Annotated in this window: 10 protein-coding genes; 4 read left to right on the forward strand and 6 right to left on the reverse strand. The window is 62.0% G+C overall.

Annotation, left to right across the window (positions count from 1 at the left end; translation table 11 throughout):
• Positions 1–39: 39 nt before the first annotated feature.
• From fliE to HDE76_RS15675, 3 genes are all read right to left on the reverse strand, one after another.
• Complete coding sequence (gene fliE, locus HDE76_RS15665) at positions 40–318, reverse strand: flagellar hook-basal body complex protein FliE (RefSeq protein ID WP_255457715.1); 279 nt, start codon at positions 316–318, stop codon at positions 40–42.
• Positions 319–454: 136 nt separating this feature from the next.
• Positions 455–1,885: a sigma-54 dependent transcriptional regulator gene (locus tag HDE76_RS15670; RefSeq protein WP_184508993.1), complete on the reverse strand. Its 1,431-nt coding sequence runs from the start codon at positions 1,883–1,885 to the stop codon at positions 455–457.
• Positions 1,886–2,250: 365 nt separating this feature from the next.
• Entirely contained in the window at positions 2,251–2,805 is a 555-nt protein-coding gene (locus HDE76_RS15675; protein WP_184508924.1) for a PilZ domain-containing protein, read from the reverse strand.
• 81 nt (positions 2,806–2,886) lie between these two features.
• On the opposite strand from HDE76_RS15675, the gene HDE76_RS20600 reads away from it, so the two are divergent.
• On the forward strand, positions 2,887–3,246 hold the full coding sequence (locus HDE76_RS20600; RefSeq protein WP_221262436.1) for a hypothetical protein: 360 nt from the start codon (positions 2,887–2,889) through the stop codon (positions 3,244–3,246).
• On the opposite strand, the gene fliS is transcribed toward HDE76_RS20600, so the two are convergent.
• The 3 genes from fliS to HDE76_RS15695 all read right to left on the reverse strand — a co-directional run bounded on the left by fliS (position 3,213) and on the right by HDE76_RS15695 (position 6,540).
• Complete coding sequence (fliS, locus tag HDE76_RS15685) at positions 3,213–3,644, reverse strand: flagellar export chaperone FliS (RefSeq protein WP_184508926.1); 432 nt, start codon at positions 3,642–3,644, stop codon at positions 3,213–3,215. The genes HDE76_RS20600 and fliS overlap by 34 nt on opposite strands.
• Positions 3,645–3,661: 17 nt before the next feature.
• Entirely contained in the window at positions 3,662–5,125 is a 1,464-nt protein-coding gene (fliD, locus tag HDE76_RS15690; protein WP_179478405.1) for a flagellar filament capping protein FliD, read from the reverse strand.
• Between the two features lie 191 nt (positions 5,126–5,316).
• Complete coding sequence (locus HDE76_RS15695) at positions 5,317–6,540, reverse strand: flagellin (protein WP_179478407.1); 1,224 nt, start codon at positions 6,538–6,540, stop codon at positions 5,317–5,319.
• A 441-nt stretch (positions 6,541–6,981) separates the two neighbouring features.
• Here HDE76_RS15695 and HDE76_RS15700 point away from each other — a divergent pair, with 441 nt between their 5' ends.
• Genes HDE76_RS15700 through HDE76_RS15710 form a run of 3 tightly spaced genes read left to right on the forward strand, consistent with a single transcriptional unit; the run spans position 6,982 to position 12,306 of the window.
• Positions 6,982–8,145: a DegT/DnrJ/EryC1/StrS family aminotransferase gene (locus tag HDE76_RS15700; protein ID WP_218862181.1), complete on the forward strand. Its 1,164-nt coding sequence runs from the start codon at positions 6,982–6,984 to the stop codon at positions 8,143–8,145.
• Positions 8,142–8,714, forward strand: coding sequence for an acyltransferase (locus HDE76_RS15705; protein ID WP_179478411.1), 573 nt, complete (start codon positions 8,142–8,144; stop codon positions 8,712–8,714). The genes HDE76_RS15700 and HDE76_RS15705 overlap by 4 nt, the downstream gene beginning before the upstream one ends.
• A gap of 40 nt (positions 8,715–8,754) precedes the next feature.
• Positions 8,755–12,306 (forward strand): glycosyltransferase, encoded by a 3,552-nt coding sequence (locus HDE76_RS15710; RefSeq protein ID WP_179478413.1) that lies wholly within the window; start codon positions 8,755–8,757, stop codon positions 12,304–12,306.
• Positions 12,307–12,353 lie beyond the last annotated feature (47 nt).

Consider the following 12,353-nt stretch of genomic DNA (forward strand, 5'->3'; position numbering starts at 1 on the left):
AATCGTGATGACGCATGAGCGTCAGGGGATGATCCGGAGTCAGACCGGCATGTTCATGATGTTGGTGTAGGCATCAGTAAGCTTGTTGCGCACTTGCACCAGGGCACGAAAAGAAAGATCGGCTTTCTGACCGGCAATGACGGTGCGTCCGATGTCCGACCCGGCGTCCCCGCGCTCGAACGCGTTGACCTGCGACTGCGCGGCGGACTGACTATCCGCCACCGCCGAAATCGACTGCTTGAGCAGCGAGCCGAAGTCGAGCCCGCCGACGCCGGCGACGGCGTTTCCTGCCGTCCCGATCGGCGTCTCCGATGCCATGGACGTCGCCTGACTGCCAAGCTGCCGCAGCTGCAGGAGAACGCTATTGACGTCAATTTGGCTCATGTCGGTTTTCCAACGCTAGACCGTGATTGAGAGTGTTAAAGCACAAGCCATGCCACGCGACGAAAGCGGGTTACGGCGCAAGCGCGTTGGCCTGCAAGCCGTATTTGCGCAACTTCTCTACCAGCGTCGTGCGCTGCATACGCAACAGCTTTGCCGCGCGCGCCACTACGCCATCGGTGACATCCAGTGCCTGCCTTATCAACCCCACTTCGATGTCCGCCAGATGGTCTTTGAGATCCACGCCTCCCTCAGGCAGCAGCATGTCGGTATCGGATGACATGCTGGAACTGGCCAATGCCGATGGCATGACCATATCCACCCACGCCGTTGCGGCCATGCCACCGGCGTCTTCGGCGGACGGTGCGCCGCGATATTTTTCCGGCAGGTCGGCGGCACGCACTTCACTTTGCGGGTAGAGAATCGCCAACCGCTCCACCAGGTTCGAAAGCTCACGCACATTACCCGGCCAGCGATATTGGCGCAGCGCCTGCAGCGCGCTGCTGCTGAAACGAACGCCGACCAGGCCTCGTCGCAAAAGCCGCTGATTGAATTCGGCGATCAGCATGGGCAGGTCTTCCAGATGCTGATGCAACGAAGGCATTTCCAGCGGAAAAACGCTTAGCCGATAATAGAGATCTTCCCGGAATCGCCCATCGACAATGGCCTGCTCGAGATTGCGATGCGTCGCCGCGATGATGCGAACGTTGGTACGCAGCGTACGCGTACCGCCCACGCGCTCGTAAACCCGTTCCTGCAGGACGCGCAACAGCTTGACCTGCATGGGCAGGCTCATATCGCCGATCTCGTCCAGAAAAAGAGTGCCGCCCTCGGCCAGTTCGAAGCGCCCCTTGCGTGCGCTGATCGCGCCAGTGAAGGAACCCTTTTCGTGGCCGAACAATTCGCTCTCGAGCAATTCGGCCGGAATGGCGCCGCAGTTGACTGCGATAAAGGGCTTGTCGCGACGCAGCGAGCAATCGTGGACGCTGCGTGCGGCCATTTCCTTGCCCGTACCGGATTCACCCAGCACCAGCACATTCGAGTCGAACGGTGCGACCTGGCGAATCAAGGCGTTGACCCTGCCCATCGCGGCCGATCCACCCACCAGCAACTGGCTTGCCGGAGCCGGCACCAGCGGTTGGGACGTCTGCAAACTGCGAATAGCCTCCGACAGACGCTCATAGCGCAGCGGAAATTCCAACAATTCCATACGCCCCGTAAAGCCCGCCCCCGGCGCGACCAGCGAAATGGTGTGCGGAACATCGGCGCAAACCAGCGCCAACAGGTTATCGCTGCGCTTTCGCAGCTCCCCCAGCGCGTGACGCCCTTCCTCTTCGTCGAGGAAACTACCGAGATAGATGAAGCGCCGGTCATCCTGCGCCAAATCAATCTCGCGAGCTGGATCCCACCGTTCCGCGTAGTAACCCAGAAATTGCAATGCTGAAACGATACTGACGGCGCGTGCATCATCGCGCTCCATCACCAGAAAACTGCCTTTATGCATAATCAAAAAACCCGACTTCCATACCGCCGAACGAACACGGAACGATCCCGAACCGTGTTGCCCCCTAGAGCGTCAACGATCCATCGCGACACCTGCAAGGGTCTATCAGCAAGAACCAGGCCAAGATTTTTCTCGTAGGTTCAGCTCGACATGTGAAGAGGCGGCATGAAGCTATCGACGATCGCAAAAAGACGGCGCATGAAGTGCCCATGGATCGGCGATGGAGACCCAAGCATAAGAGCGTCAAAGGAAATGCACAGAAACTTACAAAAGCGGCGGATAAAACAGTTGCGTCAAAATTTTTGCCACCAGATCCTGGATAAGTGATACCTGTCACATTTTTTAGGCCGCCAGGAATAGCGTTTTCACATCGCCGTGGCGCGGGCCTCTGCCACTTTTCGTCGGTGGTGACGAAAAACGAACCTTTCCAACCCATCCGCGACCATCTCACTGGGTTCAATGAAGGCGATATAGGCTGAACCGTCATCGAGCCGACAGTGCAACGATCCCGGCAGTTCGAGCGGTAAAGCACGGCAGGCGTCGAAATGCAGGCAGACCAATAGCAACTGTTCGGCCGCCGGCAATGCATCCTGCGGCACGACGATGCCGAGCGCGTTGAAACGGATGGTGCGCTGCGCCGGCAGCTGCGCGATCGGGATCAGCAGCCGATTGACCACTTCCATCAGGACGTTGATCTTGCTGTCCATGCGCAGCAGTTCCTGCATCAGCGGATTGTCGTCCTCGCTGCCGCCGTCCACCCGCCGCTCATCCAGCGACGCCAGCGCCCGCAGCACGTGCAGATTCCGCTCGTTGTAGCCCGCCAAAAGATCCGGGGAGCTATCCAGCGGCTCCACCTTCACATGCAAACTGCCCTCGTAGACCATCCGCTGCGAGAATTCCTGCCATTTCGTGTCTTGCATCCACCCCTCCTGCCGCTGCCCATGAACCGACCCTGCTGCAACCGATCGAAAGGTGCATTGCTGTGGCGCAGGTTCTGACCGATGCGCATTCAGCGAATACCTTCCGATCGTTATTCAGCCAGACGAGGCGATATATACGCTCAAGGCGTGATGGTTGTACTTATGCCGGCTCAGTTCACTTTCCAGCGTATCGCGCGCGGCATCCGCACGCTTCAGGAGATCTTCGTTGTGCTGGTGAAGCGTCGTCAGCAGTTCGCGGCTACGAGGGTCGTGACGCTGCTGCCGGATGCATGGCTGGCGCTCGGCGTCCAATTCGACCACCTGCTGCCACTGCCCGTCGGCGGCGGCGGCGAGCATTTGCAAGGTAATCTCCAACGCCCTTTGCAGCCCAGCGTATGCGATATCGCTCATCGAGATGCCACCGGCGTCGATGCCTGCTGAGCAAGAAAGTCGCCGCGAATGCTCTGCCATCCTTCGCGAATGGGCGCGATCAAGCGCTGACATTCATCCAGCGCCTCCAGGTCATCGTTCAGCTGCGCGAACAGCAGGCGACGAGTCACGTAGTCGTAGAGGCCATCGAGTCGACCGGTCAACGATGGCTCCACGGTGTGATCGAGGCTCTCCCGCAGCTCGGTCAGGATGGCGATGGCCTTGGAAAAGCTCTGGCCCTTGGCCGGTATGTCCCGATGCAGGATATGACCGCGTGCCTGATTGACCCGGTCCACCAGACCATCGAGCAGCATGCCGATCAGCTGGTGACGGTCGGCACCCTCGACGCTGCCTTGCGCGCTGGTCTGGCGATACAGCGAGCCTGCGCTTCGCATCATGGCGTAACTCATGGCGCTTCCTTAGAAAGTCAGTTCTTGCTGTTGCTGCTGGTACTGTTCAACGACGCCAGCGACTGGGTCAGAAAGGTGCTGGTGTTGTTGAGCGAGGAAATCAGCGTATCGAGCGCCGTATACTGCGCCGTTAGCTGCTGCTGGTAGACCGCCATGCGCGCATTGAGCGCCGTCGTCAGCGATTGCTGATTGGTCAGGTCGGTGTTGAGGCCATTGATGCGGGTCTGCAGAATGCCATCGCTGCTTGTATAGCCGTTGATGGCGCTGCTGAGCTTGGTGGCGATGCCGTTCGTGCTGGCGAACAGATTCTGCACCGCGCTGGGATTGCTGAGGGCCGTCGCGAGCTTGTTGCTGTCTAGCGATATCGTACCGTCGGCATTGCGGGTAACGCCCAGATTGGCCAGCGATCCGATGCTGTTGTTGCCGACCGTGCCGCCCACTATGCCCGAAATCTGCCGCTGGATCGATGCCAGCGTGCTGTCGCCCAGCAGCACGCCGGCCGCGCCGGTGCTGGTGTCGTAGCTGCTCAGCGTACCGACCATGCTGGTATAGCTGTTGTATGCGCTGACCAGATCATTCACCGCGGAGCTGATCGGCGCGGTGTTCTGCGCGACGGTCAGCGTCGACGTGCCGGTAGCGGCCAGATTGATCGTCACGCCGGTCAAGGCACCACTGACCGCATTGGACGCGCTGCTGACCGCGACACCGTCGATGGTGAGCTTCGCATCGCTGGCCTCGTTGCTGCCGGGCGTATTGAGCGAATTGGCCAGGCTCGTCAGGCCGCTGCTGCTGGTGGCGTTGGCACTGATACTGAACCCGTTGGCCACGCCGGTCTTGGTCGAGGTCAACACCAGCTGCGACCCGTTCACGCCGACGACGACGCTGGCCGACACGCCGGGGTTGTTGGTAGCGTTGTTGATCGACGTCGCGATGCTGCTCAGGGTATCGGTCGACGACACCGCCAAGTTCAGCGTGTTGGCGCCAACCGTGATGTTCAGCGTGCCGCTGCCGACCGGCGTGGAACTGCTTTGCGCGCCGCTCAGCCGCTTCTGCGCGCTGGCCAGCGCGGAAACGTTGAGGTTGTAGGTGCCGGCCGTGGCATTGGGCAGCGTCGACGCCGTCCCCACGGTAGCGGTGCCGAGGCTGGCGCTATAGGTGCTGTAAGTCGTACTGGAGGTCAGCTCGGCCAGGGCCGATTGCAAGGCGCTCAAGGCCGTGCTCAGCCCGGTAAGACCGGCGATCTGGTTCTGGTCCTGCTGGGTCTGCGCGGCAATCTGCGCCTGCGGGCCGGCCTGTTTGGCGTTGACCAGCGCCGTGATGATCGCGGTCACGTTCAGCCCGGAACCGATACCGAGCGAACTGAGCAGGCCGGTACCGCTGATGCCACCGCTGGCGGCGCTTCCCGTAGCCGAAGTGGATGACGTCGAGGTACTCGACGTTACCGCGCTAAGCCCCGACCCGGTACTTGAGATGCTGCTCATGGAAGCCTCGCAAAATCGAACTCTGGTTCATTGCGGCGTTATTCGCCGTCATCACCAAGTAGCCGGAAAAAACCACGCCATGCGAAGTTTTTACCTGCCACTCGAGTGGGATTTCTGACGGAAATCGCACCGCCGGAACACCCCAAGCAAAAACCCGGCCATGGCGTCGCGCCATGGCCGGGTCACAGCTGTTACTGGAGCAGTTTCAGCACTTGCTGCGGCTGCGAATTGGCCGTGGCCAGCACCGAGATACCCGCCTGCTGAAGCACCTGAGCCTTGCTCAGATTGGCCGTTTCCTGGGCAAAGTTCGCGTCCTGAATCGAGCTTTGTGAGGATTGCAGGTTGGTCGACTGCGCACTCAGCGTGGAGATGGTGGACTGGAAGCGATTCTGGATCGCGCCCAGCGTGCTGGAGAAATTGCTCACCGTGGTCAGCGCGGCATCGACGCGCGAGATCAAGGCATTGGCATCATCCACCGTGAGCACGTCGCCGCCCTGCAGCGAACCGCCTGCCGAGATGCTGTTGCCCGCGGTGTACGAGCCCGTGACGGTGGGCGAGTTCGCGCCACTGCCGGTGACGCCATTGAAGGTTGCCGAGGTCGTCAGGCTGCTGCCGGTGCCCGCAACCGACGAGGCAGACGCCGCACCGCCAGAGACTGCCAGCGTGCCGGAGGAAAAGATGTTGACGCCGCCACTGGCGTTCACGGCCGCACTGACGCCGGACAGTCCCGTCGCGTTGATGGCATCGGCCACGTCCTGCGCGCTGCTGGCGGTACCGGACAATGTCACAGTGGCACCGTTGGCACCGGTGAGGCTGATGCTGGAAAGATCGAGCGTCGTCGCGTTGCCGGAGGCATCGACGAAATCGCCGCTCAGGCTGCCGGTGGACACTTCGGAAACCTTGCCGACCTGGCTGGTCGTTACGCCCTGGCCCAGATTTACGTCGATCGTCTGGCCCACGTTCGCGCCGATCTGGAAGGACAAGCTACCCGCCTGACCATTGAGCACGTTGGTGCCGTTGAAGCTGGTCTGGTTCGCGATGCGGGTGATTTCCGACAGGCGCTGCTGCACTTCGGTATTGATGGCGGCGCGATCGGACGCCTGATAGGTACCGTTGGCCGCCTGCACCGCCAGATCGCGGATGGCCTGCAGGTTGGAGGTGACCTGGGTCAGCGCCGAACCGGCCGTCTGGGCCAGGTTGATCGCGTCGCTGGCATTCGTGCTGGCCGTGGAGAGACCACCGATCTGGGTCTGAAAGCGGGTGGCGATGGCGAAGCCGGCCGCGTTGTCGGCGGCACTGTTGATCTGCAGGCCGGAAGAGAGGCGCTCGGTCGCTGTTGCCAGCGCGCTCTGCGACTTGTTGAGGTTGTTCTGCGCATTCAGCGAAGAGATATTGGTGTTGATGACCAGTGACATGATTGTCTCCTTGGGAACCGAAAGCCGGTTTGTCGAGTTGGACGCATTCCGGCGGGGTTTCCGGCAAAAACGGAGTACCAGCCGCCTCGGTAAGTTTTTCGGCATCCCCCGCAAATACTTTAGAGCCTGAGTTCGCGACAAGATGTCAAGCAGCAGATTTCAAGGCCGCCTGCGCTCTATTGATGGCATGGCTCAATAACGCCACTTTCTCGGCGTTGCCTCTTGGATCAATACCGTTATCGGCGAAACACGGCGCGGCTGGACCGCATCGCGGCATCCACGCCCAAGTGATTGGCATCATGTTTGCTCACGGTTTCGCATGCCCATGCCGATGCGACGGAAAACCGTCGCATCGGCATGGGTCCCGATACTGTCGACCAACCAAGGGAACGCCACGATGTCATCGATCGCCACGCGACAACCAGCGCACGGCAGTGATTCATGCGAACGCATCATCGTGGCGTATCGGAAATGCCGCCAGTGAACGCACCCGGCAAGATTCCCTTATTGGTGGCGCAGCTACCCGACGCCGATGCATTGCTGCCCTATTTGCGACAGATCGATGCCAATCGCTGGTACACCAACTTTGGCCCACTGGTGGTGCAGCTCGAGCAGCGCTTCGCGGCAAGCTTTGCCTCGACGCCGACCGCGCCGACGGTCATTACCGCCGCCAGCGGCACCGCCGGCCTCGAACTCGTACTGGGGGCACTGGAACTGCCGCCCGGCTCCAGCGTGCTGCTGCCGGCGCTCACCTTCGTCGCCACCGCCACTGCCGTGATCCGTGCCGGCTATCGGCCGTTGATCGGCGACGTCGATGCATCGAGCTGGCTGCTGACGCCCGATACCGCCCGCGACTATGTCGCGAACCATCGCGTCGCCGCGGTAATGCCGGTGGCCACTTTCGGCAATCCCCAGGATGTCGACGCCTGGGATGCCTTTACGCTCGACACCGGCATACCCGTAGTGATCGATGCCGCCGGTGCCTACGGCAATCAACGCATCGGCCGACATTGCCATGTCGTGTTCAGCCTGCATGCCACCAAGGCGCTGGCCGCCGGCGAAGGCGGCCTGGTGGTGAGCTACGACCGGATACTGGCCGCGCGCGTGCGTCGCCTGAGCAATTTCGGGATCGACCTGGAACGCGGCAGCCAGGTGTTTGTCGCCGGCGAAAACGGCAAGCTCAGCGAATACCATGCCGCCGTGGCGCATGCCGCGCTGGATCAATGGCCGGTGATGGTCGAGCGGCGGCGCGCGGTGCAGTTCCGCTACCAGCGCATGCTGGATCATTATTGTCCCGATCTGCGCCTGCAGTGCCGGGCGGAAAACGGCATCTACCCGATCCTGGTGGTGCTGTTGCCGCCGGGCCAGCACGCGCGCGATCTGCAACCCGAACTGCTTTCGCGCGGCATAGAAACACGCCAATGGTATTGCCCTACGCTGGATCGGCACCCGGCATTCGTCGGGTGTGCCGCCGGGCCGCTGCCCATTGCGCACGAGCTGGCCGAACGTCTGCTCGGCCTGCCTTTCTTCGTGGATATCGACGAGGCGCAAATGCGGCGCGTGGCCAGCGGCATGGCCGAATCCATGCAAATGGCACACGCATGAGCCTGCTTGATACGACCACGCTCGGCCTGCATCAGCACGGCCGCAACGTGCGGATTTATTCCGGCGCAAAAATCATCGGCGCCGAATTCATCACCTTGGGCGACAACGTGATCATCGACGACTTTGTGATGATTTACGCCACGGCCCCGACGGTCATCGGCAGCCATGTGCACATCGCCTCGTTCTGCTCGCTGGTGGGGGGTGGCGAACTGCGCATAGGCGATTTCTGCGCGCTGTCCTCGGGCGTGCGGGTACTGACCGGCTCGGATGATTTCCTTGGCGGCGGCCTGACCAACTCGACGATTCCGGCACCGTTCCGGCATGTCTCGCGCTCGTATGTCCATGTCGGTCGTCACGCCATGATCGGCACCAACACCGTGCTGTTGCCCGGCACCCGCATCGGCGAAGGCACCGTGGTTGGCGCCGGCAGCCTGGTCAACCGCGATCTGGCGCCCTGGGGAATCTATGTCGGCAGCCCCGCGCGGCGCATCCGCGAGCGGCCGAGCGAGCAAATTCTGGCGCAGGAGGCGGCTTTGCAGGCCAGCCACCCTTTTCAATGCATCGCTTAAGCGCCTTGCATCATCTCATCACCATTGCAAAGAGCTGCCCATGAGCGGACCGCAACCGTCGATCCAGGAGATACAGCAGGCACAGCTGCTGCAGGCGCAACAGCGCATCGAATTGATGCAGCAATTCTTCAACGAGCATGGCCTGCGCGAAAAAACGTACCTGCGCCGCAACGACGCTGCCCGGCTCGAGCGGATTCGCACGAGCCCCGACTACGCCGCGGCGTATGCCGCGCAACCGCTGATCTCGATCATCGTGCCGACGTACAACCGCGCGAAGATCATCATCGAGCGCACCCTGCCCAGCGTGCTGCGCCAGGATTACCCGCACTGGGAACTGCTGATCGTCGCCGACCGCATGGACGAGGCGCAGGCGGCGATGCTGCGCGATGCCGCCGACAGCGATCCGCGCGTGCATTTTCACAATCTCAAACGACGCGGCAAGTATCCGTCGCTGAAAGGACCGATGTGGTACGTCGCCGGCACGAAACCGATGAACTTCGGCTTGCGCTGCGCGCGCGGCGCCTGGATCGCCCATCTCGACGACGATGACGAGTTCTTGCCCGAGCACCTGTCGAGCCTGTTGCACGCCGCGCAAACCCAGCGCAGTGAATGGGCGCACAGCAAAGTACGGTTTATCGACGACCTCGGCCGCGAGCAGGGTCTGGTCGGTAGCGAGATACCGGTACACGGCGTCATTTCGCGCATCGGCAGCCTTTATCACGCCGGTCTGAAGACGTTTCGCTACAACCCCGGTTGCTGGAAGTATTTCTATCCAGGCGACTGGGATCTGTGGGAGCGCCTGCTGCAAATGGGCGTCAGTCATACGCATGTGGCGCAGGCCACGGCGATCCACCACGGCGATTATTTCCGCAGTGACGTCGTCAATGGCCAGAATGAGCTGGCGATCAGCATCGTCCATCGCGCGCCTACGCCTACCGAAGCCTATCGTCAGTGGCTGCAACCGATGCGGTTGAGCCCCTTGCAGGTGTCGCTGCAAGAGGCGCGTCATGGACTGCGCAGCGTCCATGTGGTGGTGATCGATGCCAGCGGCGATATGCCCGGACTGCAGCGCAGCCTGTCCAGCCTGAGCGCGCAGCTGTATCAGCCGTGGGGCATAAGCGTGCTGTCGGTCGACAGCCCCGCCCTCGCCGATGGCGTATCGCTGCAACCTCTGCGCGATGACGGGATCGCCCAGCTCAACGAGCTGATACACGATACCGATGCCGAATGGCTGCTGCCGCTGTACGCCGGCGACGAGCTGGCCGAACACGCGCTGCTCCTGCTGGCCGATCGCATTGGCGCACAGTCGGAACTGGCCTGCTGCTATGTCGATGAAGATGTCTGGCAAGGCGATGGTTACGACCAGCCGCTGTTCAAACCCGATTTCAACCTCGACCTGTTGCGCAGTTACCCCTATATCGGCCGCACGCTGGCGATGAGCAGGCAGGCGCTGCTGGCACTGGGCGGCCTGAATCCGATCTTTGGGCCGCTTGCCCACTGTGACCTCGTCCTGCGGATCGTGGAGCGCTTCGACCTGGCCGCGGTCGGCCATATCGCCGAGGTGCTCTATCACGCCAGCCAGCCGTTCTCGCAATGGCTGGCCTCGCCCGAGGTAGGCAGGGAATCGGCCGCGGTGGTCAGTGCGCATCTGCAGCGGCTCAATATCGAGCACGACATGCTGCCAGGCGCGGCATCCGGCATGAATCGCGTACGCTATCTGCACGCGCGGCAGCCGATGGTTTCGATCATCGTCCCGACCCGCGACCAGCTGCCCATGCTCAACGGGCTGATCGACAGCCTGCTGGCCAAGACGAGCTACCCGAACTACGAGCTGTTGATCGTCGACAACGGCAGCGAGGAACCGGCCGCGTGCGCGTACCTGGACGGCATCGAGGGCTTGCGCAGCGAGCAGCTGCGGGTGCTGCGCTATCCGCATCCGTTCAATTATTCGGCCATCAACAATTTCGCCGCGGCGCAGGCGCGCGGTGAATACTTGATCCTCCTCAACAACGATACCGCGGTGCTGCACGAGGACTGGATCGAAGCGCTGCTCAACCATGCGCAGCGCCCCGAGGTGGGTATCGTCGGCGCCAAGCTGCACTATCCCGATGGCCGTATCCAGCACGCAGGCGTGGTGCTCGGTCTGCGCGGTCCGGCCGATCACCCGTTCATCGGCCAGCCGATGGATGCGCATGGCTACATGCACCGGCTGCAGGTCGACCAGAACTACACCGCCGTTACCGCCGCCTGCCTGATGGTGCGCAAGTCCATCTACGACGAGGTGGGCGGCCTGGACGAGCAGGATTTCAAAGTCTCCTACAACGATGTCGATTTCTGCCTGAAGGTGCATCAGGCCGGCCATCTCATCGTATGGACGCCGTATGCACGGTTGATGCACGAAGGCAGCGTGAGCCAGAACAAGGTCGACAAGACCGCGCAGGAGGCAAAACAGAAACGCTTCCAGGGCGAACAGAACGCGATGTATCGCAAGTGGCTGCCGCTGCTCGCGCGCGATCCCGCCTATAGCGTCAACCTGAGCATCGATGGCATCGGCTTCGAGTTGGAGCAGCAGCGCAGCACGGCGTGGCAACCGTTCGTGCAACCGCTGCTGCCACGCCTGTTCTGTGTGGCCGCCGACGAGACGGGCTGCGGCCACTACCGTGTCCGCCAGCCGTTCGACGCCATGCGGCGCGAGGGACTGGCCGAAGGCATCGTGGCCGCCGAGCATCTGCTGCCGGTGGCGATGGAGCGTTTCCAGCCGACGGCGCTGGTGCTGCAGCGGCAGGTCACCGATACGCAGATCAAACTGCTGGAAAATTATCGCGACTTTTCGCGCGCGTTCCGGATCTACGAGCTGGACGACTACCTGCCCAATATCCCGGTCAAGAGCGCGTTCCACAACATCATGCCGAAAGATGTGGTGAAGTCGCTTCGCCGGGCGATCGGCACGGTCGATCGTTTCATCGTATCGACCGCCGTGCTGGCCGAGCAGTTCAAGGGGTTTCATGCCGATATCCGCGTGGTGGAAAACCGGCTGCCGCCGCGGTGGTGGAGCGAGCTGAAAAATCGTCGACGGATCGGCGCTAAGCCGCGGGTAGGCTGGGGCGGTGGAGCGAGCCATCGCGGCGACCTGGAATTGATTGCCGATGTGGTGCGCGACTTGGCCAACGAGGTGGAATGGGTCTTTTTCGGGATGTGCCCGGACAAGCTTCGTCCCTATGTTCACGAATTCCACCCGGGCGTCCCCATCGGGGAGTACCCGGCCAAACTGGCCTCGCTCGATCTCGATCTCGCGCTGGCGCCGCTGGAAGACAACGTATTCAATGCCTGCAAGAGCAGTCTGCGCCTGCTCGAGTACGGCGCCTGCGGTTTTCCGGTCGTCTGCAGCGACATCGTCTGCTACGACAACGACCTGCCGGTGACGCGCGTGAAAAATCGCTACAAGGACTGGATGGCAGGCATCCGCATGCACCTGGACGACATGGACTCGACCGCCAGGGCCGGCGACGCCTTGCGCGATGCGGTGCACCGCGACTGGATGCTCGAGGGTCAGCACCTGGTCGACTGGCGCAATGCATGGCTGCCTGGCTGACAAACGACCACGCAGGCGGCCGCAATCATCACGGATGATGGCGGCTC

Source organism: Rhodanobacter sp. ANJX3, from assembly GCF_014200755.1.
GTDB lineage: Bacteria > Pseudomonadota > Gammaproteobacteria > Xanthomonadales > Rhodanobacteraceae > Rhodanobacter.